Origin of the sequence: Pseudotabrizicola sp. 4114 (assembly GCF_031457365.1) — a bacterium.
GTDB lineage: Bacteria > Pseudomonadota > Alphaproteobacteria > Rhodobacterales > Rhodobacteraceae > Pseudotabrizicola.
Map to the genome: position 1 here is coordinate 42135 of NZ_JAVDWP010000004.1, position 25237 is coordinate 67371.

The following is a 25237-nucleotide window of genomic DNA, read 5'->3' on the forward strand; positions in this document are numbered from 1 at the left end:
AACGACACGCTTGATGTTGCGGTTTTACATCAGCTTGCGCCTCCGTGTCACGCGGATATCGAGGTCGGTGATCTTCTTGCGCAAGGTATTGCGGTTGATGCCCAGCAGATCGGCACATTTTGCCTGATTTCCCGCCGTGGCATCCAGCGCGATTTCTATAAGCGGCATCTCCACTTCGCGCAGGATCCTCTGGTAAACGCCTGCGGGGGGCAGATGGCCGCCGTGCAGATCGAAATACCGCTTCAGATGCCGCGCCACCGATGCCGACAGCTTTTCATTCTCGCCGCCGCCCTTCAGCGGCTCCATCACCGGCTGATTGCCCAGCACCGATTCGACTTCGGCGCGGGTGATCTCGGCCTCGGAAGAGGTGACCATCAGCCGGCGCAGGGTGTTTTCCAGCTGGCGCACATTGCCCGGCCAGGAATAGCCGCGCACCAGATCGCGCGCCTCGTTTGACAGCCGCCGGATCGTGCCGACATCACGCTCGCCGCGCGTCAGGAAGTGGTCGGCCAGCAGCGGAATGTCATCGACGCGTTCGCGCAACGACGGCACATGCAGGGTCACGCCGGACAGGCGGTAATACAGATCCTGACGGAACGCCCCCGCCTCCATCCGCGCCGACAGATCGACCTGACTGGTGGCCATGATGCGCGGCGCGCCATCGCCCATCAGATCGAGCATCCGCACGATCCGGGCCTGAGTGTCGTCGTCGTAATCGGCCACCTCGTCAAACACCAGACTGCCGCCCCTTGCGCGCGACAGCAGGGTGGACGGGCCATCGACGCCTTGCAGATCACCGGCCTGCGCCACCACAAAGGGCTGGCTGCGCCGGTCAGAAAAATCGTGGATCGCGCGCGATATCAGGCTTTTGCCGGTGCCCGACTCGCCGGTGACCAGCACCGCCAGATCGGTGTTCATCACCCGCGCCACCAGCCGGTACAGCGCCTGCATCGCAGGCGTGCGCCCGACCAGCGGCAGATCATCGCCCGCCTCGCGCAGCGGCTGTACCGGAATTTTCGGCGCCCGGCGTTTCTGCTCCAGCGCCCGGGCCGAGCGTTTCATCAGGTCGGGCAGATCGAACGGCTTGGGCAGGTAATCATAGGCCTCGGCCTCGGCGGCCTGAATCGCGGTCATGATGGTGTTCTGGGCTGAGATCACGATCACCGGCAGGCCGGGGCGCATCTTGCCGATGCGCGGCAGCGCATCCAGACCGTTGCCATCGGGCATGATCACGTCAGAGATCACCAGATCGCCCTTGCCCTCTTCGACCCAGCGCATCAGCGTCATCAGGCTGGAGGTTGCATGAACCTTGCAGCCCGCCCGGGTCAGGGCCTGCGTCAGCACGGTGCGGATCGTGCGGTCGTCATCTGCGACCAGAACAGTGCCGTCCATCAGTTGCTCTCCATCTTCTTGGGGGCCACGGGAAGCGAGACACGAAACGCGGTGCGCCCTGGCACCGAGTCAACCTGAACCCAGCCTTCGTGGTCGGAAATGATCTTTGAAACCAGAGCAAGGCCCAGCCCGGTGCCGTTTTCACGCCCCGAAACAAAGGGTTCAAAGATATCGGTGGCGATTTCCGGCGGAATGCCGGGGCCGTCGTCGATGATTTCAACCGTCAGCGGCAGCACCGAAGGTGAGCCGGACTTGCGGCGCAGGCGCAGCGACAGGTCATAAAAGGTGCGCAGGCGGATGGTGCCCGGCTGGCCCTTGCTGGCCTCGGCCGCGTTCTTGATCAGGTTCAGGAACACCTGCATCAGCTGATCGGGATCGGCCAGCGTCAGCGGCAAGGACGGATCGTAATCCTCGACAATCTGCATATGGGCGGCAAAGCCGACCATGGCGGATTTGCGGGCCCGGTCCAGCGCGTCATGCAGGTTGACCGCGCGCCGGTCTGGCGGGCGCAGGTTGCCGAATTGCTCGACCTGTTCCAGCAGTTTGACGATCCGGCGGGTCTCTTCGACGATCAGATCGGTCAGCTCGCGGTCTTCGGCATTGGCATTCATGCTGATCAGCTGCGCCGCGCCCGAAATGCCGGCGAGGGGGTTCTTGATTTCATGCGCCAGCATCTCGGCCATGCCGATGGCGGATTTGGCGGCTGATTTCACGCTCATCGACCGGCCCAGACGGTCGGCAATGTCGCGCGGGCTGATCAGCAGCATCAGGTAGTCGGAATTGTCGTGCATGGGCGCGACCTGCACGTTGCATTGCACCGGCGCGCGTTCCCCCGTGGTCACATCGACATCATTGATGAAGATGGTCGACTGATTGGCGCGGGCGCGCGAAAACGCCTCTTCCATCGGGGCGTCTATCGACAGCCGGTCCAGCGCGGGCTGGCCCATCAGCGAGCGGGATGAGGCGTTGAAAAACGTCTCGCCCGCCGGGTTCACCTCGGTGATGCACCCGTCAAGACCCAGCAGCAGCGCCGGAATAGGCAGGCTGGCCCAGATCACCCCCGGCACCGGGTATGGCGTGCGATACCCGGTCATGCGGCGGCCCCGTGCACATTGGCTTCCGGGTGTTCGGCAAAGCTGGCGTGGATCAGGCGGATCACCTGCGCCGGGTCGTCACTGGTGACGATGGCGGTGCGATGGGTCAACGCGCCCGCCGCTTCCAGATACCAGGACAGATGCTTGCGCGCGGTCTTGATGCCAAGGGCGCGGCCATAGAACGACAGTTGCGCCTCGTAATGCCCGGCGATCAACTCGGCCAGCGCAGCGCCTTGCGGCACCTGTGGCGCGGGTGTGCCGTAGAGCGCATGGGCAATCTCGGCCAGCCGCCAGGGCGCGCCCTGGGCCCCGCGCCCGACCATCACGCCATCGGCCCCCGACTGCTCCAGCGCGCGGGCGGCAGAGGCCGCGTCGGTGATGTCGCCATTGGCGATGACCGGAATACGCACCGCCTGCTTGACCGCGCGGATCGCGGCCCAGTTGGCACTGCCTTTGTAAAACTGGTTCCGGGTGCGGCCGTGAATGGTGATCATGCGGATGCCCGCAGCCTCGGCCCGCGCTGCAATCTCGGGCGCGTTGAGGTGGTCATGGTCCCAGCCCAGCCGGGTTTTCAGCGTCACCGGCAGCTTGACCGCGCCCACCACCGCCTCGATCAGCGCGACCGCCAGATCCGGCTCGCGCATCAGCGCCGACCCGCAGGCCCCGTTGCCGCCTGCGGCTGTCACCCGCTTGGCCGGGCAGCCCATGTTGATGTCGATCACCTGCGCGCCCTGCCCTTCGGCATAGCGCGCGGCTTCGGCCATCCAATAGGGATCGCGCCCCGCCAGTTGCACCGAGGTTGCCGCCTCGCCAAATCCCAGCTCGGCCTTGGCCCGCGCCAGGGGTTGGGCGCGCATCACGTCTTCGCTGGCGATCATCTCGGATACGACAAGACCGGCCCCGAACCGGGCGACAACCCGGCGGAACGGCAGATCGGTGATCCCGGCCAAAGGGGCCAGCAGCACCGGAGGGTCGATGGTAAGACTGTCGAGCGAGAGAGCCAATTGCACAATCCTTATGCGCCTGAGGACGAGGTAATCCTGTTTGACCGGGATCACAAAGCCGCAGCGTCAATAAAACGGTTGAAAAACATGCAATGCCTGAAATTTAGGCATTGCCGCGTGGTTTCTGCGCACGTTGCGCAAGTCTTTCCCCTGATTTAAGCAGGAGGCGAAGAGAGGTGCCATGACCACAGCCGCCATCATTGTCGCCGCAGGCCGGGGCACCCGGGCCGGGGGGGATCTGCCAAAGCAATGGCAGGATCTGGCGGGCGAACCCGTGCTTTCCCATACCATCCGCGCCTTTGCCGGGCAAGTTGACCGTCTGGTGCTGGTGATCCACCCCGACGACCGCACTCGCGCCGCCGGCTTTGGCCTGCCGATGGTCGAGGGCGCTGCGACGCGGGCAGGCTCGGTGCGCAATGCCCTCGATTGGCTGGAGGGTCAGGGCGTCACCAAGGTGCTGATCCATGATGGCGCGCGGCCGCTGGTGTCAGGCGCGGTGATCGGCGCGGTGCTGCAGGCGCTGGACCGGGCCACGGGCGCGGCCCCTGCCCTGCCGGTGACCGATGCGCTGTGGCGCGGCGGCGACACCGTGGACGGCACCGCCCCGCGCGATGGCTTGTGGCGGGCACAGACGCCGCAGGGCTTTCGCTTTGACGCCATCCTTGCCGCGCACCGCGCCCATCCGGGCGATGCGGCGGATGATGTCGAGGTGGCGCGCTGGGCCGGTCACACCGTCGCCATCGTGCCGGGTGATGAGGACAATCTGAAACTGACCTACGCGCAGGATTTCACCCGCGCGGCCAGACTTCTGAAGGGGCGGGACATGGATATACGGCTGGGCAATGGCTATGACGTGCATGCCTTTACGACAGGCGATCATGTCTGGCTCTGCGGGGTCAGGGTCCCGCATGCGCGCGCTCTGCTGGGCCATTCGGATGCCGATGTCGGCATGCATGCGCTGACCGATGCGATCTATGGGGCGCTGGCCGAGGGGGATATCGGCGTGCATTTCCCGCCCAGTGACCCGCAATGGAAAGGCGCAGAAAGTCATATCTTTCTGCGCCACGCCATGAGCCGGGTCACGGCGCGCGGCTATAGCGTGGCCAATTGCGATGTGACTTTGGTGTGCGAACGGCCCAAGATCGGGCCACATCAGGCAGAAATGCGGGCGGCCTTGGCCGCGATCATGGGACTCGACATGGACAGGATCAGCGTCAAGGCCACAACATCGGAACGGTTGGGGTTTACGGGCCGCGAAGAGGGTATCGCGGCGCTGGCCACCTGCGCATTGGTGCGGGCATGAACGCGCAGGCGATCCGGGCCATCACCACCTTCGGCTATGTCGGCCTGCTGCGGCCTGCGCCGGGAACGTGGGGATCTGCGGTGGCTGTGGGCTTGGGCCTTGCGATTGATCATCTGCTGGGGTTTCCGGCGCTGGTCGTGGCCACGGTCGCGGTGACGCTGCTGGGGTTCTGGGCCTGCGCACAGGCGCTGCGCGACCGGCCCGGCGATGACCCGTCCGAGATCGTGATTGACGAGGTGGCGGGGCAATGGATCGCGCTTTTGTTCCCCGCCGCCGCGTTCTGGTCGCGCGGGATGGAGGATTGGGCGCTGGCTGCCTATCCCGGCTGGGTGGCGGCGTTCCTGTTTTTCCGCCTGTTCGATATCTGGAAACCCTGGATCATCGGCCGCGCCGACCGGCGCGGCGATCCGGCAGGGGTGATGCTGGATGACCTGTTGGCCGGCGTGTTTGCGGGTGTTGCGGTGCTGGCGGCTGCGGGCGTGGCGCATGGGGTCTTGATGCGATGACGGCAGAGCGGGTTCTGGCACTGGCGCGGGCAAAGGGCATTCATATCGCCACCGCAGAAAGCTGCACCGGCGGGCTGATCGCAGGGTCGCTGACCGAGGTGGCGGGGTCGTCGGATGTGTTCGACCGGGGCTTTGTCACCTATTCCAACCGGGCCAAGCAAGAGATGCTGGGGGTGCAGGCGCAGACCTTGGCCGATTTTGGCGCGGTCAGTGAAGCGGTCGCGCGGGAAATGGCGTCCGGCGCGCAGCTGCGGGCGGGCGTCGGGCTGGCGGTGTCGGTCACCGGCATTGCCGGACCGGGAGGGTCAGAGTTCAAGCCCGAAGGCCGGGTGTGCTTTGGCCTCTCGCTGGAAGGGCGCGATGTGATGACGGAAACGGTGGAGTTTGGCGCAATAGGGCGGGCGCAGGTGCGGCAGGCGACGGTCGCCCATGCGCTGGGCTTGCTGGAACGGGCCTTGCAGCGGGCCTGACCGGGCTGCTCTTCCCCCCGTCCGGGCGTCATCGCTGCGACAAGCGCCCGCAGGGAGCGCGGAGCTACTCCACGCCCGGCACCTTTTTCAGATAGGCCGCCACCGCCGCCCGGTCGCTTTCGGGCAGTTGCGCCATGTTCTCGATCACCGGCACCATATGGCCCCCCGCCGAATCGTAGTCGGGGGTAAAGCCGCTGGTGAGGTATGCGACGATCTCGCCCTCGCTCCAGTCCAGCTTTGCCGGGGTGATGTTGGGAATCGTGCCCTGCCCCGAGGGATTGGGCGCGCCAGCCAGCCAGCGGCTGGTGTCCAGACCGCCAAGGGCGTTGCGCGGCGTGTGACATTCGCCGCAATGCGCCATCGCCTCGGCGATGTAGCGGCCCCGGGTCTCGGCCTCGGTCAGATCGCCCTGCACCACGAACTCTGCGTCGCTGTTCAGGAGCTTCCAGCCGCCAACCAGCCTGCGGAGGCTGAACGGAAAGCCGATCTGATGCGGCTGGCTGGGGGTGGCATCGGCAGGCAGGGTTTGCAGAAAGGCGTAAAGATCGACCACGTCCTGCGGCTGCATCCGGGCATAGGACCAATAGGGCAAGGCCGGATAGTAATGCGCGCCGCCGGGCGAGACGCCGCGCTGCAGGGCATTGGCCACGTCCATCAGCGACCAGCCGCCGATGCCCTGCTGCGGGTCGGGGCTGATGTTGGGGGCCACGAAGGTGCCGAAATCAGACGGGAACGCCTGCCCGCCCGCCAGCACCAGTTTCGCCTCACCCGTGGCGCCCGGTGCCATGTGGCACGAGGCGCAGCCGGTGGCGTGAAACACCGCTTCGCCCCGGCCCGCATCGCCGGTCAGACCGGCAAAGGTATCGGCGGGCAAGGGCGCAGGTCGGGTCAGGGCCCAGAACGCAGCCCCCCCGACCACAGCAGCGGCGAGGACAAAGAGGAACAGGCGGCGCATGGCAACTCCTTCGCTTTGCGGCGGTCAACGGCCACGCTAGCGGATTTGTGACCCGGCAGGCATCACCTTTTTGCCAGTACCCGGTTTTGCGAGTACCGTCAGGGCCGCACTCTTTGCGGTGTCAGCGCCTCGGGCCAGCCCCAGAAATATTCAAACCCGAAGATCACGAAGCAGACCAGCACCACGCCCACCACCAGCTTGACCCGCGCCCAGGACGGCGGATGCCGCACCCATTTGGCCATGCGCAGGAACCAGATCGGATTCATGGCGCATCCTCGGTAAAGCGCACCTTGCCTATGTACGGCAGGTTGCGGTTGCGTTGGGCAAAGTCGATGCCATAGCCCACGACAAATTCATCGGGGATCTCGAATCCGGTCCAGTCGGCCTTGACCGCCACCTCGCGCCGCGTGGGTTTGTCGAGCAGCGCACAGACCTTGAGCCGCGCCGGTTCGCGCGCCTTGAGCAGGTGGATGACATGGCTGAGCGTAAAGCCGGTGTCGACGATATCCTCAACCAACAGCACATCGCGCCCGGCAATCTCACCGCGCAAGTCCTTGAGAATGCGCACTTCTCGCGACGACTGCATTGAGTCGCCGTAGCTGGAGGCCTCCAGGAAATCGACCTCTACCGGCAGGTCCAGTTCGCGCACCAGATCGGCGATGAACACGAAGGATCCGCGCAACAGACCGACCACCACCAGCTTGTCGGTGCCGGCAAAATGTGTGGTGATTTCGCGCGCCAACGCCTCGACCCGGGCGGCGATGGACTTGGCACTGATCATCTGGTCGATCACATAAGGTCGTTGCGTCATGGCGTCCCCTTGATTTCTGTGCGCTTTCTATCGAAAAGCACGGACCGAGTCACGGATACTGCTGATGCCAACCCATAACGAAACCCGTTTTCTGCCCTATAGCGCGCACCAGATGTATGATCTGGTGGCCGATGTCGGGTCTTATCCGAAGTTTCTGCCGTGGAATTCCGCGGCGCGCATCCGGTCGCGCGAAATGCAGCCCGACGGGTCCGAGGTGATGGAGGCGGATCTGGTGATCAGCTTCAAGGTGTTCCGCGAACGCTTTGGCAGCCGGGTGGTGCTATGGCCGGCAGAGCAGCGGATCGAGACCGAATATCTGGACGGCCCGTTCCGCCACATGCGGTCAACCTGGCGGTTCCGCGAGGCAGAGGGCGGCTGTGAGGTCGATTTCTTTGTCGATTTCGAATTCCGCAACGCAATCCTGCAAGGGATCATCGGCGTGGTGTTCAACGAGGCGATGCAGCGGATCGTGCGGGCCTTTGAACGCCGGGCGGCAGAGCTGTACGGGCGGCGCTGAGGGCCAACGTTGATCTGATTGAGCGCCTGCGGCGCATTGTTTTTATCTCGTCGCACGCCAAGGGGCGTGTCTCCTCGGGGCAAGAGCGCGCCGCGCGGGAGTATTTGGGAAAGCTGCAAAGCCGGGTTGGGCTTTGCAGCTGTTGCTGTCAGACTCAGGCCCGGCCGAGTTTGGCCAGACGCGCGGCGCGCAGCTGCGCGAAATCATCGCCCGCATGGTAGGAGGACCGGGTGAGCGGGGTGGCCGAGACCATCAGGAACCCTTTGCCATAGGCGGCGGTCTCATAATTCTTGAACTCATCCGGGGTGACGAAGCGATCAACCCGGTGGTGTTTCGGGGTTGGTTGCAGATACTGGCCGATGGTCAGAAAGTCGATATCGGCACTGCGCATGTCATCCATCACCTGCAGCACCCCGGCCCGGTCTTCGCCAAGACCGACCATGATGCCGGATTTGGTGAACAGGGTCGGGTCCAGCTCTTTCACCCGCTGCAACAGGCGCAAGCTGTGGAAATAGCGCGCACCGGGGCGCACTTCGAGATAAAGACCCGGCACGGTTTCCAGATTGTGGTTGAACACGTCGGGCCGCGCCTCGACCACTTTTTCCAGCGCCGAGGGCGGGCATTTCAGGAAATCGGGGGTCAGGATCTCGATCGTGGTGTTGGGCGCGCGGTGGCGCACGGCGCGGATGGTTTGCGCGAAATGTTCCGCCCCGCCATCATCAAGATCGTCGCGGTCCACCGAGGTGATCACCACATGGTTCAGCCCCAATTCGGCGACCGCATGGGCCACCCGGCCCGGTTCGAACGCGTCAAGGGTTTGCGGCTTGCCGGTGGCGACGTTGCAGAAGGTGCAGCCACGGGTGCAGATCTCGCCCATGATCATCATGGTGGCGTGGCCCTGCGACCAGCATTCGCCGACATTGGGGCAACCCGCCTCTTCGCAGACGGTCACCAGCTTTTTCTCTTTCAGGATGTCACGGGTGCGTTTGTAGCCCTCGGACGTGGGGGCGCGCACCCGGATCCAGTCCGGCTTTTTCGGCTGGGCATTGTCTGGGCGGTGCGCCTTTTCCGGGTGCCGCTGATCGGGAACTGTCAGATCGCGCATAGGGTCCTCCGCCAAACCATGCTGTTTGTCACAATTAGCCCGAACCGGGGCCGCGCACAACCGGCCCTGCAGCTGCAGGGCCTTGCGTGCTGTGCATGGCAGCGTGCGAAAGATGCCGCCAGGGTCAGCCGATGAAATTGCGCCCCTCGCCTCCGTTTTCCTCATAATGCCGGCGCAGGCGTTGCAGCGCGATGCGCAGCACGATCTTGCCCGAGCGGGCGGCCCAGCCCATCCGCTTTTCCGCCGTCTCGATGCCTTCGAGAAAGCAGCACACCCGCAGCGCCACATCGCCCAGACCGGGGCCAAGATCGCGCAGCGCCGCCGCCACCCGATCGCGCGCGCGGCCCGGCCCTTCGCCGTGCCCGGCATCGGGGCGAAAGCTGCCCCGGTCGCCGGCGGTGAGGAACCGCTCCCAGTTCTGCGCCACGCGCGGCCCCATCTGCGCCAGCTCGAAATCTTCGCGCAGGCGTTCGGCGGCCCGGATCAGATCGTTTTCCAGAAATGGCTTGCCATCCTTGTCGCGCCGCCGCCCCAGCACGGCCAGCGGGCTTTCGGCAAGATTGTAGCGGATCTTGCGCGAGGCACCGCCCTCTTCGATCTGGCGGTCGTCCCAGATCCGGTGCTGGTTGGCAAAGGGCATCGGTGCCTCGGCCAGCCCGGTCTGATGCGCCTGCCGGGCCAGATCACTGTCGTCGATCATCCGTTTCAGCGCGGCCCGCCCGGCGGTGGTGATTTCATAGGTCGTCACCCGGCCCTTTTTGCGGCAGCTGATCCAGTCTTTGACCGCAAAGGCCTGTGCGACGGCCCGGTCCAGCACGCCGGTCCGCGCCTGCTGGCCGTCTGGAAACTCGCGCAGCACAACTGCCTTTTCCAGATCGGGGGCGATGGCCAGCACCGCCCCCGGTTCGGCCAGCCGGCGCAGAATGCGGCGGCCCTCACGGGACAGCGTGGCTTCGTCAAGGTGCAGTGATCTGGGATTAACGGTCATGGGCGTGGCTTCCTCTCTGTCTGGAGCCATCGTCCTGCCGCCCAACAGGGCCAGAGCTTCATCCACCAGCGGGTCTTCGCGGCGCGCTTCACAGCGGCGGACCTGACGCATCACGGTGGAGGCGTGGCCCCCGCTGCGACGCGCCAGCTCCCGGAACGTTACCCCGACCCCTGTGTGGTCAAGATAGTGTCTCACGTCGGCGGGCAACCACTCGGGCAAACTGAAGTCGGCGGACAGGTTCGATGTCATCTGCGTTTCCGGTGCCGCCGTGCGGTTTCCTGACCCAGTCATGGTTAATACAACCTGAACGGAGTCGGTTACGCATTGGTTAATGTAACGGGTCGATCGCGGCGGACCTGTGGATAATTGATGAAGAAAATGAAACGATTTCGAACCGACCGCGCGGTTATCCACATAAAACGCAACGCAAGGTTGAGACATTTATGCTGACATGGAAACAATGAGGAGCTGTTCCATGTCAGATTTCCGCACCCTGCTGGCCGATCTGCGCCGCCCCCGCCTGCTGATGCACGCGGCCCGTTTCGGTGTGGCCGACTACCGGCGCGACCGCGATCTGAAACGGCTGATCAGCCTGCCCGCATCCCCCGAAGCGACGATGCGTCAGCTGCTGACGCAAGAAGATAAACTGGAACAGAACCGGCAGCGCGGCGATGCGGCCTATTCGATCACCCGTCATATCGAGGTGCTGATCGCGCTGCTGGCCGAAATCCCGGTGGTATTGCGCGGGGCCTGACCGCGCCTGAACACCCCGCGCCTGAACCGAAAAACGGCCCGTCACCAAAGTGACGGGCCGTTGGTCCGTTTCATCGCGGTCAGCCCGCCGATGCTTTGCCGTTCAGATGAACGCGTCGGGCATCGACGCCTTTTTCTGCGCCACATAGGCATCCAGCGCCTCGCGCGTGCCAGCATCCAGCGCCGGTTGCTGATAATCGCCAAGCTGCTTTTTCACCCGCTCTGCTGCCAGGGCCTGCGTGTCGCGCGCCCCTTCTTCGGCCCAGGTCTCGAACGGTTTGTAGTCGAACAGATCCGACCGCCAGAACGCTGATTTGAAATTGGCCTGCGTGTGCTCACAGCCCAGGAAGTGGCCGCCCGGCCCCACCTCGCGCAGCGCATCCATCGCCTGCCCGTTGGTGTCCATCATCACGCCCTGCGCCAGATGGTGCAGCGTGCCCAGCTGATCAGCATCCATCACGAATTTCTCGTAGGAACTGACCAGCCCGCCTTCAAGCCAGCCACAGGAATGCAGCATGAAGTTCACCCCGGCCAGCAGCGCCATGTTCAGGCTGTTGGCGGTCTCATAAGCCGCCTGCGCATCCGGCAGCTTTGATCCGCAAAACGCCCCGCCCGAGCGATACGGCAGGTTCAGCCGGCGTGCCAGCTGACCCGCGCCATAGGTGATATGCGCGGCTTCGGGCGTGCCAAAGGTTGGCGCGCCCGAATTCATGTCGATCGAGGTCACAAAGGCACCAAAGATCACCGGTGCACCAGGCCGCACCAGCTGGCTATAGGCCACACCGGCCAGCACCTCGGCCAGCACCTGCGTCAGCGTGCCGGCCACCGTCACCGGGGCCATGGCGCCACCGACGATAAAGGGCGAGATGATCGACGCCTGATTTGCCCGCGCAAACACCTCCAGCGCGCCCATCATAATGCCGTCAAAGGTCAGCGGGCTGTTGATGTTGATGAGCGAGGTCATCACCGTGTTCTGGTCAACGAAATCCGCCCCGAACAGGATCTTCGACATCTCGACCGAATCCTCGGCCCGGCTGGGTTCGGTGACCGAGCCCATATAGGGCTTGTCCGACAGCACCATATGGGCGTGCAGCATATCCAGATGGCGCTTGTTCACCGGCACATCGGTCGGCTCGCAGACCGTGCCGCCGGAATGGTGCAGCCATTTCGACATATAGCCCAGCTTCACGAAGTTCTGGAAATCGGCAATCGTCGCATAGCGCCGTCCGCCTTCCAGATCGCGCACAAAGGGCGGGCCGTAAACCGGGGCCAGCACCAGATTGCGCCCCCCCACCTCGACATTGCGCGCCGGGTTGCGGGCGTGCTGGGTAAAGCTGGAGGGGGCCGTTGCACAGAGCTTGCGCGCCAGACCACGCGGGATCCGCACCCGCTCGCCCTGAACATCTGCGCCTGCCGCCTTCCACAGCGCCAGAGCGCCGGGGTTTTCCACGAAATTGACGCCGATCTCTTCCAGAACCGTGTCGGCATTCCACTCGATGATCTCCAGCGCCTCGGCGTTCAGGATCTCGAAATTCGGAATGTTGCGCTGAATGAACTTTGCCGTCTCCAGCGAGACCGCCGTGCGCTCTGCGCGCCGTGCCGACCCGCCGCCGCCGCGTGCCCGGCGCCCCTCACCCGCAACTTCGCTCATGTCGAACCCTCCAAAGCCTGTTTGCCGCACTTATGCCGCCATTGTCGGGCGACCCGGCCCCCGTTTCCGTCACTTCGTGCCGAAAAACGACATGCGCCCGCTCCAGGGCTCCTGCACCTCCGCTTTCATCTTGGCCCAAATACTCATCTTCCTGATCTCACCCCGCGACAGCATCAGACCGCTCTGGCACCGCTTTCCCCTCTTGCGATTCTGCACAACGCTTCGTATGCGGGCGCATGACCCATCATGACCGCCTTCTGATCATCGACTTCGGCTCTCAGGTAACGCAGCTGATCGCGCGCCGCCTGCGCGAGCTGAACGTCTATTGCGAAATCCATCCGTTCAACAAGGTTGACGATGCCTTTCTGGCCGCGTTTGCGCCAAAGGCCGTGATCTTTTCGGGCGGGCCGTCTTCGGTGTTTGCGCCCGGTGCGCCGATGCCCCCGCAGACGGTGTTTACCATGGGCGTGCCGATCCTGGGGATCTGCTATGGCCAGCAGGTGATGATGCATTGCCTGGGCGGTCTGGTCGAACGCGGCCATGGCACCGCCGAATTCGGCCGTGCCTATGTCACGCCAAGCGGCACGGGTCTGGCGCTGCTCGACGGCTGGTTTGATCCCAACACCACCGCAGGCCGCGAACAGGTCTGGATGTCGCACGGCGACCATGTGTCGAAAATCGCGCCGGGGTTTGAGGTGTTCGGCACCTCGCCCAATGCGCCCTTTGCCATCACCGCCGATCCGTCGCGGCATTTCTACGCCGTCCAGTTCCACCCCGAGGTGCACCACACCCCCAAGGGCGCGAAACTGTACGAGAATTTCGTGAAACTGGCAGGGTTCAAGGGCGACTGGACCATGGGGGCCTACCGCGAGGAGGCCATCCGCAAGATCCGCGAACAGGTCGGCGATGCCAAGGTGATCTGCGGTCTGTCGGGCGGGGTCGACAGCTCGGTCGCCGCCGTGCTGATCCACGAGGCGATCGGCGACCAGCTCACCTGCGTTTTCGTCGATCACGGTCTCTTGCGGCTGGGTGAGGCGGAACAGGTCGTCACCATGTTCCGCGACAACTACAACATGCCGCTGATCCATGCCGACGAATCCGAGCTGTTCCTCGGCGCGCTTGAAGGGGTCTCCGACCCCGAGATCAAGCGCAAGACCATTGGCCGGCTGTTCATCGACGTGTTCCAGAAACATGCCACCGAAGTCGGCGGCGCAAAGTTTCTGGCCCAAGGCACGCTTTATCCCGATGTGATCGAATCGGTCAGCTTTTCCGGCGGCCCCTCGGTCACCATCAAGTCGCACCACAATGTCGGCGGTCTGCCGGAAAAGATGGGGCTGAAACTGGTCGAGCCGCTGCGCGAGCTGTTCAAGGATGAGGTTCGCGCCCTGGGCCGCGAGCTTGGCCTGCCTGCCAGCTTCATCGGCCGCCACCCCTTCCCCGGCCCCGGTCTTGCCATCCGTTGCCCCGGCGAGATCACGGTCGAAAAGCTCGACATCCTGCGCAAGGCGGATGCGGTCTATATCGACCAGATCCGCAAGCACGGGCTGTATGATGAGATCTGGCAGGCCTTTGCTGCCATCCTGCCGATGCGCACCGTCGGCGTGATGGGCGACGGGCGCACCTATGATTTCGCGCTTGCCTTGCGCGCGGTGACATCGGTGGATGGCATGACCGCAGATTACTACCCGTTCACCCATGATTTTCTGGGGGAGACATCAACCCGGATCATCAACGAGGTGCCGGGCATCAACCGGGTGTTCTACGACTGCACCAGCAAACCACCGGGCACCATCGAGCTGGAGTGACGGGGACAGGCACGATTTTTCGCCGAAAAATCGTCTCTTGCCCGCATCACCGATCAGCGTCACCCTCTGGTCCGGAACCAAAAGGGTGACGGGATGATCCGGCTCAAAGGCCATCTGATCTGCATGACCGAGGCCGAGGCGCAGACCGTGCGCGATCACCTGCCCGAGCATATCCGGCTGACCCGGCTTGAACCCGGTTGTCTGTCATTTGACGTGGCCCAGACCGATGATCCGCTGATCTGGGATGTGCACGAATCCTTCCGCACCCGTGACGATTTTGATGCCCATCAGACCCGCACCCGCGAAAGCCGCTGGTTTGAGGCGACCCGCCAGATCCTGCGCGATTTCCGGGTCGAGGATCTGCCCGACTAAGCGCTCTGGACAGTCGGCACGCCAGCGGCCAGAACAGGCGCATGAACACAACCGCCCCCTATCGCCCGCTTGCCGCCGTCCTCTGGATGCTGGGCTCTGTCGTCTCGTTTACCGGCATGGCGATTGCCGGTCGGCAGTTGCAGGGCGCGCATGACACGTTCGAGATCATGGCGGCGCGCTCCTTTGTCAGTTTCTTTCTGGTGATCGCGGCGGCAGCGGCCATGGGCAAGCTGCGCGAGATCAGCGGGGCGCGGTTGGGCGGGCATGCCCTGCGCAATGCAGTGCATTTCACCGGCCAGAATCTATGGTTCTGGGCATTGACCCTGATCCCCCTCGCGCAACTGATCGCCATCGAATTCACCTCGCCGCTCTGGGTCATTCTGCTGTCACCGCTGCTGCTGGGCGAACGGATCACCGGCCCGCGGGCCTTTGCGGCCGCTCTGGGATTTGTCGGCATCCTGATCGTGGTGCGCCCGGATTTCAACGCGCTGAACCTGGGCGTTCTGGCGGCCGCCGGGGCGGCGGTCTGTTTTGCCGCGACCAATATCGCCACCAAGCGCCTTGCACGTGATGTCACGGTCCTGTCGATTCTGTTCTGGCTGACGGTGATGCAGTTCGTATTCGGCGCGGTTCTGGCCGCGATCGACGGTCACATCACCTGGCCCACCCTCGCGACCGCGCCCTGGCTGGCGCTGATCGGGGTCACCGGGCTGGTCGCACATCTGTGCCTGACCTCTGCCTTGCGTCTTGCCCCGGCCACGTTCGTGATGCCCATCGACTTTACCCGCCTGCCGCTGATGGCGCTTGCGGGTGCGCTTTTGTATCAGGAACAGCTGGAGGCGCTGCTGTTTCTTGGCGCGGCGCTGATCCTTTTTGCGAACTGGATCAACATCCGGTCCGAGACCCGAAAGACACACACCCGCTGATTGATAAAAATATGACGCGGCGTCATTGATTGACCTGCAAAGCCTGCGTCAAATAGCGTCATCACAGGGGAAATCCTGTTTCGGGGATGAGGGAAACCATGAAAAAAATGATGATCGCAGCTGCGGCCGCAGCAGTATCGGCCGGTTCGGTTCAGGCGGGGGGCTTTGAACGCTCGGCCCTGCCGCTGGGCTTCATGTTTGAAAAGGGGAATTACGCCGAGCTGAGCTTTGGCTCGGTGTCGCCCAAAGTGTCGGGCGTGCTGGCTCCGATGCCGTCGGTCGCGACGGGCAGTGTTCTGAAAGACTATACGACATTTGGCTTTGCGGTCAAAACCGACATCAATGAAAAGCTGTCACTGGGCCTGACCGTTGACCCGACCTTCGGGGCAGATGTGTTTTATCCGACCGGCACCGGCTTTCCGCTGGCCGGATCCTCCGCGAAACTGCGCGGTGAGACCATTGCCGCCGTCGCGCGCTACAAGTTCAATGAAAATTTCTCGGTCCATGGCGGCCTGCGCTCTGTCGGGATCGGTGGCGATCTGTTCCTGCCCGCAGCAGGCAACTATCGCGCCAAGTTCGGCAATGACCGTGATCTTGGCTACCTGATCGGTGTGGCCTATGAAAAGCCCGAAATCGCCCTGCGCGTGGCGCTGACCTATGCGTCCGAGACCAAGCACACGCTGAACACCACAATTGCCGGCGTGCCAATGACATTTGATGTGCCGGTCAAGTTGCCGCAGTCGCTGACGCTGGATGCGCAGTCCGGTATAGCGGCCGACACGCTGCTGTTCGGCTCGATCCGCTGGATGGACTGGTCCGTGACCCGGCTTGATGGTCCGCTGCTGCCGCCTTCGGTCAATCCGCTGGTCAGCTACGAGCATGATACCATCACCTACAACATCGGGATCGGGCGCAAGTTCAGCGATGCGTTCTCGGGCGCGATCTCGATCGGCTATGAAAAGCACCATGGCGGCATCGTCGGGAACCTTGGCCCGACCGACGGGCAGAAAAGCATCCAGATCGGTGGCACCTATACCCATCAGAACATGAAAATCACCGCTGGTGTGCGCTATGTCGATATCGGCGATGCAACTGCGCTGCGGGGCAACAGCCGCTTTACCGGCAACAAGGCTGTCGCGGTTGGCATGAAGGTCGGCTTCACCTTCTGAGCTGACCTGCCCGGAGGCAACGACTGGCCCGCCCCCTCACCGGGGCGGGTTTTGCATTGAAGGCGCAGGCCGGGGGCGGTAACTGTCAGGCGCAATGAAAAGGGCAAGGCGATGATCTACGCGACCGGGGCAGAGTATCTGGCGAGTCAGCAAAAGCGCGTGCTGCTCTTTGGCATGTCCGGTCTGGGCAAGACCCACCTGTCCGCCATGCTGCGCGACAGCCGCCCAGACTCTGGCGGCTGGTTTCACTACTCGGTCGATTACCGGATCGGCACCCGCTATATGAACGAATTCATCGCCGACAATTTCAAGCGCGAGGCGATGAAAGTGCCGCTCTTGCGCGAGCTCTTGATGACCGACTCGGTCTATATCGCGTCGAACATCACCTTTGACAATCTGGCGCCGCTGTCGACCTATCTGGGCAAACCGGGCGATCCGGCCAAGGGCGGGCTGCCGTTTGCCGAATACATGATCCGTCAGGAACAGCACCGCAAGGCCGAGGTTTCTGCCATGCTGGACACCGCGCACTTCATCTCACGCGCGGATACTATCTATGGCTATCAGAACTTTGTCTGCGATACCTCAGGGTCCATCTGCGAAGTGGTCGAGGCCAACGATGCCGACGACCCGGTGATGCGGCAATTGTCGCAAAGCTTGCTGCTGGTCTGGATCAAAGGCTCTGACGACCACACCGCCGAACTGGTCCGCCGGTTTGACCGCGCGCCAAAGCCGATGTATTACCAGCCCGGCTTTCTTCATGCCGCGTGGGAAGAATACCGCGTAACCCATGACAAATCCGAAGAAACCTGCGACCCGGATCATTTCGTCCGCTGGACCTATGCCCGCGCATTGGCCCATCGCCAGCCGCGTTATGCCGCCATGGCGGGCTGGGGCGTGACTGTGACGGCGCAAGAGGTGGCAATGGTCACAGACACCGATGCGTTCAACATGCTGATTGCCCGCGCCATTGATCGGCGCTGATCCGCACCCTACATCCCCGGCTCCAAAGGAAGCACCCCATGCCGATTACCCTGCCAGAGACCCTGCCCGCCTTTGACGTTCTGCGGAACGAAGGCGTCATGGTCATGTCGCCCGAACGCGCGGCGCGGCAGGATATCCGGCCGCTGAAAATCGGGCTGCTCAACCTGATGCCGAAAAAGATCCAGACCGAGAACCAGTTTGCCCGCCTGATCGGCGCGACGCCGCTGCAGATCAATTTCGAGCTGATCCGCATGTCGGAACATCAGACCAAGAACACCGCCGCCGAGCATATGGAGGCGTTCTATCGCCCGTTTCAGGAAGTCAGGGACGAAAAGTTTGACGGGCTGATCATCACCGGCGCGCCGATCGAACATCTGGAGTTTGATGCCGTGACCTACTGGCAGGAACTCAGCGAAGTCTTTGACTGGACGCAGACAAACGTGCAGTCGACCTTTGGCGTCTGTTGGGGCGGCATGGCGATGATCAACCATTTTCATGGCGTGAAAAAGCACCTGCTGGATCACAAGGCCTTTGGCTGCTTCCGCCATCGCAATCTTGCCCCCACCTCGCCCTATCTGCGCGGGTTCTCGGATGATTTCGTGATCCCCGTCAGCCGCTGGACCGAGATGCGGCAGGACGAGATTGACGCAAGCCCGGACTTGCGCACCCTCTTGGGCAGCGATGAGGTCGGCCCCTGTCTGGTCGAAGACCCGGAGCATCGGGCGCTCTACATCTTCAACCATTTCGAATATGACAGCGACACGCTGAAACAGGAATATGACCGCGATATTGCCAATGGCACCGCGATCAATGTGCCGCTGAACTACTACACCGATGACAACCCCGCGATGCCGCCGCTGAATCGCTGGAGAAGTCACGCCCATCTTCTATATGGCAACTGGATCAACGAGATTTATCAATCCACGCCCTATGACCCACAAGATATTGGCCGCTAGTGCGGCGCTCATCGGATTTGGCCTGATCGCCGCGACCAATGGCCGGCTGTCCGCGCGGGAACAGGCGGCGGTGCAGTTACATCCGCCGACCGGGCAGTTCGTGGCGGTTGATGGGGTGCGGGTGCATCTGCAGATGGCGGGTTCCGGCCCGGATCTGGTGCTGATCCACGGTGCGAACGGCAATCTGCGCGAGTTCACCTTTGCGCTGATGGATCAGCTGTCAGACCGCTACCGGGTGATCGCGGTGGACAGGCCGGGCTTGGGCTATTCCGACCCATTGCCCGACAATGGCGCGAGTGTGCAGGATCAGGCCCGTCTGCTGCAACAGGCGGTGGCGCAGATTGGCGTGCAAAATCCGATCGTTCTGGGCCAAAGCTACGGCGGCGCTGTCGCCCTGGCCTGGGCCTTGCAAACGCCCCCCGCCGCACTCGTGCTGATCTCGTCCCCATCCTTGCCCTGGCCGGGAGAGCTGGATTCCTGGTATCGGATCACCGCCACGTCGTTGGGGCGGGCGACGCTGGTGCCGCTGGCCTCGGCCTTTGTGTCGCACGGCTTTGTGCGCCGCACCATTGATCAGGTTTTCGCGCCCCAGACTGCCCCGCCGGGATATGCCGATCATCTGGGCATCGGCCTGACGTTGCGGCGCGAGTCTATGGCAGCAAACATAATGCAGATCAACAGCTTGCGCCCGCAAATTGAGGTGATGCGACAGGATTACCCGCAGCTTGATCTGCCCATAGAGCTGGTGCATGGCGATGCCGATACCATCGTTCCGCTGCATATCCATTCGGCGCCGCTGATGGATCTGATCCCGCAAGGACATCTGACCGTTCTGCCCGGTGCGGGCCACATGCCGCACCACACCCATCCAGAGGCGGTGATTGCGGCGATTGACCGTGCCGCCGCCCGCGCCGGATTGCGCTGAGCCGGGCAATCGCCATACTTGCCGTGACAGACCAAGGATAAAGCCATGAAACTGCCATTTGACGGCGCGATCAGCGCATTCTTTCAGAAGAAGGCCCCAAAGCCGGTGCGCGAGGCAATTCAGGCCGCCGACAAGGATGACATTCTGGACCCGTCCTATCCTTACCGCGAAGAGATGAAGGGCAAGGCCTATCAGGCGCAGATGGATGCGCTGCAGATCGAACTGGTCAAGATGCAGTCTGATCTGAAAGCGACCGGCAAACGGCTGGTGGTGGTGTTCGAGGGCCGGGATGCGGCTGGCAAAGGCGGCACCATCGGGGCGATGCGCGAAAACCTGAACCCGCGGGCCTGTACCGTGGTCGCATTGGCCAAACCCTCGGACCACGAGGCGGCGCAATGGTATTTTCAGCGCTACATCGACTGGCTGCCGGCAAAGGGTGAAATCGCCCTGTTTGACCGCAGCTGGTATAACCGCGCGATGATCGAGCACGTCTTTGGCTTTTGCACGCCCGAACAGCGCGCACATTTCTTTGCACAACTGCCTGATTTTGAACGGATGCTGGTGGAAGAGGGCTTTATCTTCCGCAAGATATGGCTGGAAGTCGGACAGGCCGAACAGCTCAAACGCTTTCTCGCACGCGAGCAAGACCCGCTGAAACAGTGGAAGCTGTCGTCGATTGACATCGAGGGGCTGGCGAAATGGGAGTCTTACTGTGAAGCCATTGATGAGACGATGGCGCGCAGCCATTTCGCCTTTGCGCCCTGGACTGTGATCTTGTCCGATGACAAGAAACGGGCGCGGATCGCTGCGGTGCAGACCATTCTGGCTTCGGTCGATTACAAGGGCCGTGATCTTGCGGTCATCGGCACGCCGGACCCGCTGATCTGCGGCGGGCCAGAGCTGCGGACCAGTTCGGGCAAGGAGCGCGCGTGAAACGTGGCTATCACCACGGCAATCTGCGACAGGCGCTGGTCGAGGCGGCGCTAGACCTGATCGCCAATCAGGGGCCCACCGGATTCACCCTGTCAGAAGCGGCCAAGGCGGCGGATGTTACCCCGGCTGCGGTCTACCGCCACTTTGCCGGGCGCGAGGATCTGCTGGCCGAAGTCGCACGGCAGGGCTATGAGATTTTCGCCGCCCTGATGGAATTTGCCTTTGACAACGGCCGCCCCACCGCTCTGGCCGCGTTCGAGGCGACCGGGCGGGCCTACCTCGCCTTTGCGCGCAAATATCCCGGCCATTACATGGCGATGTTCGAGGCCGGGCTGAACCTGAACGAGCATCCCGATCTGGCGCTGGTGGCCCACAAGGCGCGGGCGGTGCTGGAGCGCGCGGCGGAAAGCCTGTCGCAACACCTGCCCCCCGGCATGCGCCCGCCGGCCACGATGTTTTCGGCCCATATCTGGGCGATGAGCCATGGCGTGGTCGAGCTGTATATGCGCGGCAGCGCCAATGGCGGCGTGCGCAGCCCGTTCCCGCCCGAGGATCTGCTGGAAGCCGGAATCGGGATCTATCTGCGCGGGTTGGGGCTGCTGCCGCCGGACGGGGCCAAACCGACCTGACCTCTGCGGGAGGCCAGTGTCGATGCGCTCCGCGCGGGAGTATTTGCAAAGCAGCAATGCAGGTCAGGGTGATCGGGCAACAGTGCCGGTCTTCGCGGCGGGTCTGCATTGAAGCTGCGCCGGGTGGGGGGTAAGGGTCAGGGGCCTGCGCCATCAGGCGGTTTGGAACGGGTCGCTGCCATGTATCGTGTTTCTCCCTTTGTGCGGCATTTCGGGCTGGCCTTGCTGGCCGGAATCGCGGTTGCGACGCTGTGGCTGACGCTGTCACCTGCCAGCTATTATGACGCCATCGAATGGCGTCTGGCCGAGCTGCCGTTGCCGCTCTGGCTCGCCCCTTTTCCGCTTGCGCTGACGCCGGTGAACATCGTCTCCGACGGGCTGATGGCGCTGTTCCTGTTCTTTATCGCCAAGGAGCTGTGGGAGGCGATCCGGCTGGACCGCGGCGCGCTGACCGGGCGGCGCGGCGGATTGCCGCTGGGGGCGATGCTGGGCGGCTGGATTGGCGCTGTGCTGGTCTGGCTGATCAGCGGCGCGCTGGTCGAGACAGCGATGGAGACACCCCCCGGCGCAGGCTGGCCGGTGCCGCTGGGGTCGGATGTGGTGCTGTGCTATCTGGTCGGGCGGCTGATCTTTGGCAACGGGCATCCGGCGCTGCATCTGCTGCTCTTGATCACCATTGCCAATGACATTGCCGGGCTGATCGTGCTGGGGCTGGCCTATCCGGCCAGCGGGCTGCGGTTGGTCTGGCTGGGGCTGACGCTGGCGGCGGTGGCGGTGGCCTGGTTCGGCTTTGCCCGGCTGGCCCGCAGCGATCTGACCGAGCGTGACCACCGCCGGGCCTTTGCGCTGTGGCCCTATGCCGTGGCGGGGGTGGTGTCGTGGCTGGGCGTTGTGCTGGCAGGATTGCCGGGCGCGCTGGGTCTGCTGCCGCTGGTGCCGGTCATTCCGCATGCCGACCGGGCTTTTGGCCTGTTCGCCGAGGCGGAAGAGTTCCTGCACGACCCGTTGAACCGGCTGGCGCATCTGCTGGTCAAACCACTGGCGCTGGTGTTGTTCCTGTTCGGGCTGACCCGGGGCGGCGTGGATGTGGTGGCCCTTTCCCCGACCACGGCCAGCGTTCTGGCAGCCCTCTGGATCGGCAAGCCGCTGGGGGTGCTGCTGGGGGCGATGGCGGCGGCGCGGCTGTTCGGCTTTGCGCTGCCCCAAGGGGTGCAGCGCCGCGATCTGCTGGTGATTGCGATCCTGACCGGCATGGGCTTTACCGTGCCGGTTCTGGCGCTGGACAGTGCGCTGCCCGGTGGCGCCATGGCCGAGGCCGCGCGGCTGGGGCTGGTGCTGTCCCTGCTGGCGGGGGGTGCCGCTTTTGTGACGGCGCGGTTGATCCGGCCGCGCTAGACACGCGCTTGCATATGGTCAGGCCAGTCGGACATAATGCTGCCCGAAAGCCGCTTTAGGATCTTGTCAGGGCTGGTCAGGGCAAATTGATCCGTGACCGGCAAGCAGGCATGGTACGGCGCAGGCAAAGGCCGGGATCTTGCCGGCATGGGGGCAGTGTGTGATCGAGTTCGATGGCGTTTCAAAGTCATTCTGGACCGGAAAACAGCGCAAGATCATTCTGGATCAGGCGTCGTTCCGTGTCGATCTTGGCCAGTCCCTTGGCATTCTGGCCCCGAATGGTGCGGGCAAGACCACCATCATCAACATGATGGCCGGGTTGGAAAAACCGGATGAAGGCCGGGTGTCGCGCACCAGCCGGATCTCGTTTCCGCTGGGGTTCATGGGCGGGGTTGTCAACAAACATACCGCGACCGAAAACTCCCGCTATGTCGCCCGGCTGTACGGGCTGGACCCGGATTATGTCGAAAGCTTCTGCCGCTGGCTGTGTGGCATCGAAGAGTACTTCGATATGCCGGTCGGCACCTACAGTCAGGGCATGCGGGCGCGGTTTTCCTTTGCGCTGATGCTGGCGCTGGAGTTTGACATTTATCTGATCGACGAAGGCATGCCCGCCACGACCGATGTGGCGTTCAACCGCAAGGCCGGGCGTATCCTGCGGGAGCGGTTGCAGAACGCGACGGTGGTGATTGTCAGCCATCAGGCGCAGACGCTGGAAAAATTCTGCCAACAGGCCGCTGTGCTGCGCAACGGGCAGCTATACATATTCGACACTCTGGAAGAGGCGAAGCAGCTTTATGACTATCAAGCTAAGGGTTAAGCGCTACAACCTGCGCCGCGCCGATCCGGCAGTGACGGCCGCTCCGCTGCCGCCACGCCCCCGCCCGGCGGCGCAGGCGGTGTCGATGCCTGCGGCTGGCGCTCTGCGTCCGGCGGCACGGGCCGCAGCACCCGTCACCGATGACGGCTTTGGCTCCGACCCGTTTCCGACCGCAAGCGAGCAGGTCGTGGCGATGATGGACGCTGGCGCTGCCGGACCAGAGGCCGCCCCCGCCCGACGCAGCGGCAGCGCCACCGCCCCGGCCAGCCCCGGAGAGCTGGATCAGATCCGCAAAGAAGGGCTGACCGGGCGTCAGTTGCGGATGGCGCGGCGGATGGCGCAGAAATACGGGCTGCCAGCCACCTCGGATTTTGATGCCGTCCGCTTGCTGCGCGCAGCGGGCCTCGACCCGTTCCAGAAATCCACCATCATGGAGATGATCAGCGCTGACGCCGAAGACGCCGCTGGCGAGGCCCAGTCACGCGCGCTGACGGTCGGCCCACGGGGCGACGGGGTACAGCTGCCGCAGACGGTCAGGCCGATCAAGGTGCCCTCGACCGAGGTGCGCGCCGAAGAGTCGCATCTGTCGGAAATCCAGCGTATTCAACGCGATCTGGCGAAACGTCGCCGCCGCAAGTCGGCACTGTTGATGGCGCGGCTGTTCTTTTTCGTCGGGCTGCCGACCCTGCTGGCGGGCTGGTATTACTATATGGTCGCCACGCCGCTTTATGCCACCAAGGCGGAATTCGTGATCCAGCAGGCCGATCCTGCCGGGGCGCAGGGCATGGGCGGGCTGCTGTCGGGCACACAATTCGCCACATCGCAGGATTCGATTGCGGTGCAGGGCTATCTGCAATCGCGCGATGCGATGGTGCGGCTGGATGAGGACAAGAATTTCATTGCCCATTTCTCGCAGGAATTCATTGATCCGATCCAGCGGCTGCGGGGCGATGCCACACGGGAGTCGGCCTATAAGGTGTTTCAGCGCAATGTGAAAATTGCCTATGACCCAACCGAAGGCATCATCAAGATGGAGGTGATTGCCGCCGATCCGCAGGTTTCGGCGGATTTCTCGCAGGCGCTGATCGGCTATGCCGAAGAGCAGGTCGATCACCTGACCCAACGTCTGCGCGCCGATCAGATGCAAGGTGCGCGCGAGTCTTATGAGCTGGCCGAAGCCGCAATGCTGACGGCGCAGCGTAAGGTGGTGGATCTGCAGGAACAGTTCAAGATCCTGTCGTCAGAGGTCGAGGTCAGCCTGATCACCACACAGATCGGCCAGCTGGAAACCCAGCTCAGTCAGGACCGGCTGAGCCTGGCGCAGATGGAATCGAACACCGCCCCCAACGCCGCCCGGATGGAGCCGTTGCGCCGCCGGATCGGCACACTTGAAGCCGAGATTGCCACCCTGCGCTCGCGCCTGACCCAAGGTGTCGAGGGCGGCAAATCGCTGGCGCAGGTGCAGTCCGAATTGCTGGTGGCACAGGCCGATGTGCAGACCCGGCAGCTGCTCTTGTCGCAATCGCTGCAGTCGATGGAAACCGCGCGTACCGATGCCAACCGTCAGGTGCGCTATCTGTCGGTGTCGGTCAGCCCGCTTCCGCCGGACGAGGCGACTTATCCGCGGGCGTTTGAAAACACGATGGTCGCGCTGCTGGTTTTTGCCGGCATCTATCTGATGATCTCGATGACCGCCGCGATCTTGCGCGAACAGGTTTCGGCCTGAGGCGTCTTTCCGGCTCTGGCCATCCGCCCCTCCCCTTTGGGGGGAGGGGCA

General features: G+C 63.6%; 26 protein-coding genes. 17 read left to right on the forward strand and 9 right to left on the reverse strand.

Going from position 1 to position 25237, the window contains the following annotated elements; translation table 11 throughout:
- Nucleotides 1-24: 24 nt before the first annotated feature.
- Genes J2X53_RS10375 through dusB form a run of 3 tightly spaced genes read right to left on the reverse strand, consistent with a single transcriptional unit; the run spans nt 25 to nt 3490 of the window.
- Nucleotides 25-1392, reverse strand: coding sequence for a response regulator (locus J2X53_RS10375; RefSeq protein ID WP_349037421.1), 1368 nt, complete (start codon nt 1390-1392; stop codon nt 25-27).
- Entirely contained in the window at nt 1392-2486 is a 1095-nt protein-coding gene (locus J2X53_RS10380) for an ATP-binding protein (protein ID WP_349037422.1), read from the reverse strand. Before J2X53_RS10380 ends, J2X53_RS10375 begins: the two co-directional genes overlap by 1 nt.
- Entirely contained in the window at nt 2483-3490 is a 1008-nt protein-coding gene (dusB, locus tag J2X53_RS10385) for a tRNA dihydrouridine synthase DusB (RefSeq protein ID WP_349037423.1), read from the reverse strand. The genes J2X53_RS10380 and dusB overlap by 4 nt, the downstream gene beginning before the upstream one ends.
- Nucleotides 3491-3671: 181 nt before the next feature.
- Here dusB and J2X53_RS10390 point away from each other — a divergent pair, with 181 nt between their 5' ends.
- The 3 genes from J2X53_RS10390 to J2X53_RS10400 are packed head-to-tail and all read left to right on the forward strand — an operon-like array spanning nt 3672 to nt 5769.
- Entirely contained in the window at nt 3672-4793 is a 1122-nt protein-coding gene (locus J2X53_RS10390) for a bifunctional 2-C-methyl-D-erythritol 4-phosphate cytidylyltransferase/2-C-methyl-D-erythritol 2,4-cyclodiphosphate synthase (RefSeq protein WP_349037424.1), read from the forward strand.
- Nucleotides 4790-5299 (forward strand): phosphatidylglycerophosphatase A, encoded by a 510-nt coding sequence (locus tag J2X53_RS10395; RefSeq protein ID WP_349037425.1) that lies wholly within the window; start codon nt 4790-4792, stop codon nt 5297-5299. The genes J2X53_RS10390 and J2X53_RS10395 overlap by 4 nt, the downstream gene beginning before the upstream one ends.
- Nucleotides 5296-5769, forward strand: a complete 474-nt coding sequence (locus J2X53_RS10400) for a CinA family protein (protein WP_349037426.1) — start codon at nt 5296-5298, stop codon at nt 5767-5769. Before J2X53_RS10395 ends, J2X53_RS10400 begins: the two co-directional genes overlap by 4 nt.
- Before the next feature lie 64 nt (nt 5770-5833).
- Here J2X53_RS10400 and J2X53_RS10405 read toward each other — a convergent pair whose 3' ends face one another.
- The 3 genes from J2X53_RS10405 to hpt form a co-directional block, all read right to left on the reverse strand.
- Nucleotides 5834-6724 (reverse strand): cytochrome c, encoded by an 891-nt coding sequence (locus tag J2X53_RS10405; RefSeq protein ID WP_349037427.1) that lies wholly within the window; start codon nt 6722-6724, stop codon nt 5834-5836.
- A 98-nt stretch (nt 6725-6822) separates the two neighbouring features.
- Nucleotides 6823-6990, reverse strand: a complete 168-nt coding sequence (locus tag J2X53_RS10410; RefSeq protein WP_349037428.1) for a hypothetical protein — start codon at nt 6988-6990, stop codon at nt 6823-6825.
- The gene (gene hpt / locus J2X53_RS10415; RefSeq protein WP_349037429.1) at nt 6987-7535 is read right to left on the reverse strand and encodes a hypoxanthine phosphoribosyltransferase; all 549 of its coding nucleotides are present in this window, start codon (nt 7533-7535) and stop codon (nt 6987-6989) included. The genes J2X53_RS10410 and hpt overlap by 4 nt, the downstream gene beginning before the upstream one ends.
- A gap of 64 nt (nt 7536-7599) precedes the next feature.
- Here hpt and J2X53_RS10420 point away from each other — a divergent pair, with 64 nt between their 5' ends.
- Nucleotides 7600-8052 carry a type II toxin-antitoxin system RatA family toxin gene (locus J2X53_RS10420; RefSeq protein ID WP_349037430.1) on the forward strand — a complete coding sequence of 151 codons (453 nt, stop codon included), beginning with the start codon at nt 7600-7602 and terminating at the stop codon, nt 8050-8052.
- 154 nt (nt 8053-8206) lie between these two features.
- Here J2X53_RS10420 and lipA read toward each other — a convergent pair whose 3' ends face one another.
- Entirely contained in the window at nt 8207-9157 is a 951-nt protein-coding gene (gene lipA / locus J2X53_RS10425) for a lipoyl synthase (RefSeq protein ID WP_349037431.1), read from the reverse strand.
- Between the two features lie 124 nt (nt 9158-9281).
- Nucleotides 9282-10394, reverse strand: a complete 1113-nt coding sequence (locus tag J2X53_RS10430; RefSeq protein WP_349037432.1) for a DUF6456 domain-containing protein — start codon at nt 10392-10394, stop codon at nt 9282-9284.
- A 226-nt stretch (nt 10395-10620) separates the two neighbouring features.
- Here J2X53_RS10430 and J2X53_RS10435 point away from each other — a divergent pair, with 226 nt between their 5' ends.
- Nucleotides 10621-10899, forward strand: a complete 279-nt coding sequence (locus tag J2X53_RS10435; protein ID WP_349037433.1) for a DUF6477 family protein — start codon at nt 10621-10623, stop codon at nt 10897-10899.
- Between the two features lie 102 nt (nt 10900-11001).
- Here the strand turns inward: J2X53_RS10435 and J2X53_RS10440 are convergent, their stop codons facing one another.
- On the reverse strand, nt 11002-12549 hold the full coding sequence (locus tag J2X53_RS10440; protein WP_349037434.1) for a trimethylamine methyltransferase family protein: 1548 nt from the start codon (nt 12547-12549) through the stop codon (nt 11002-11004).
- Between the two features lie 236 nt (nt 12550-12785).
- Here J2X53_RS10440 and guaA point away from each other — a divergent pair, with 236 nt between their 5' ends.
- From guaA to J2X53_RS10500, 12 genes are all read left to right on the forward strand, one after another.
- Nucleotides 12786-14354: a glutamine-hydrolyzing GMP synthase gene (gene guaA / locus J2X53_RS10445; protein ID WP_349037435.1), complete on the forward strand. Its 1569-nt coding sequence runs from the start codon at nt 12786-12788 to the stop codon at nt 14352-14354.
- 93 nt (nt 14355-14447) lie between these two features.
- Nucleotides 14448-14726, forward strand: coding sequence for an antibiotic biosynthesis monooxygenase (locus tag J2X53_RS10450; RefSeq protein ID WP_349037436.1), 279 nt, complete (start codon nt 14448-14450; stop codon nt 14724-14726).
- 41 nt (nt 14727-14767) lie between these two features.
- Nucleotides 14768-15652 carry a DMT family transporter gene (locus J2X53_RS10455; RefSeq protein WP_349037437.1) on the forward strand — a complete coding sequence of 295 codons (885 nt, stop codon included), beginning with the start codon at nt 14768-14770 and terminating at the stop codon, nt 15650-15652.
- Between the two features lie 110 nt (nt 15653-15762).
- Nucleotides 15763-16821 carry a hypothetical protein gene (locus J2X53_RS10460; protein WP_349037438.1) on the forward strand — a complete coding sequence of 353 codons (1059 nt, stop codon included), beginning with the start codon at nt 15763-15765 and terminating at the stop codon, nt 16819-16821.
- A gap of 111 nt (nt 16822-16932) precedes the next feature.
- Nucleotides 16933-17802 (forward strand): ATPase, encoded by an 870-nt coding sequence (locus J2X53_RS10465; protein ID WP_349037439.1) that lies wholly within the window; start codon nt 16933-16935, stop codon nt 17800-17802.
- 38 nt (nt 17803-17840) lie between these two features.
- The gene (metA, locus tag J2X53_RS10470) at nt 17841-18758 is read left to right on the forward strand and encodes a homoserine O-succinyltransferase (RefSeq protein ID WP_349037440.1); all 918 of its coding nucleotides are present in this window, start codon (nt 17841-17843) and stop codon (nt 18756-18758) included.
- The gene (locus J2X53_RS10475) at nt 18733-19683 is read left to right on the forward strand and encodes an alpha/beta hydrolase (protein WP_349037441.1); all 951 of its coding nucleotides are present in this window, start codon (nt 18733-18735) and stop codon (nt 19681-19683) included. Before metA ends, J2X53_RS10475 begins: the two co-directional genes overlap by 26 nt.
- A gap of 45 nt (nt 19684-19728) precedes the next feature.
- The gene (gene ppk2 / locus J2X53_RS10480) at nt 19729-20616 is read left to right on the forward strand and encodes a polyphosphate kinase 2 (protein ID WP_349037442.1); all 888 of its coding nucleotides are present in this window, start codon (nt 19729-19731) and stop codon (nt 20614-20616) included.
- Nucleotides 20613-21245, forward strand: coding sequence for a TetR/AcrR family transcriptional regulator (locus tag J2X53_RS10485; protein ID WP_349037443.1), 633 nt, complete (start codon nt 20613-20615; stop codon nt 21243-21245). Before ppk2 ends, J2X53_RS10485 begins: the two co-directional genes overlap by 4 nt.
- Nucleotides 21246-21425: 180 nt before the next feature.
- Nucleotides 21426-22640, forward strand: a complete 1215-nt coding sequence (locus J2X53_RS10490; protein WP_349037444.1) for a Na+/H+ antiporter NhaA — start codon at nt 21426-21428, stop codon at nt 22638-22640.
- A gap of 160 nt (nt 22641-22800) precedes the next feature.
- Nucleotides 22801-23460: an ATP-binding cassette domain-containing protein gene (locus J2X53_RS10495; protein ID WP_349037445.1), complete on the forward strand. Its 660-nt coding sequence runs from the start codon at nt 22801-22803 to the stop codon at nt 23458-23460.
- Nucleotides 23438-25186, forward strand: a complete 1749-nt coding sequence (locus J2X53_RS10500; RefSeq protein WP_349037446.1) for a capsule biosynthesis protein — start codon at nt 23438-23440, stop codon at nt 25184-25186. The genes J2X53_RS10495 and J2X53_RS10500 overlap by 23 nt, the downstream gene beginning before the upstream one ends.
- Nucleotides 25187-25237: the final 51 nt, after the last annotated feature.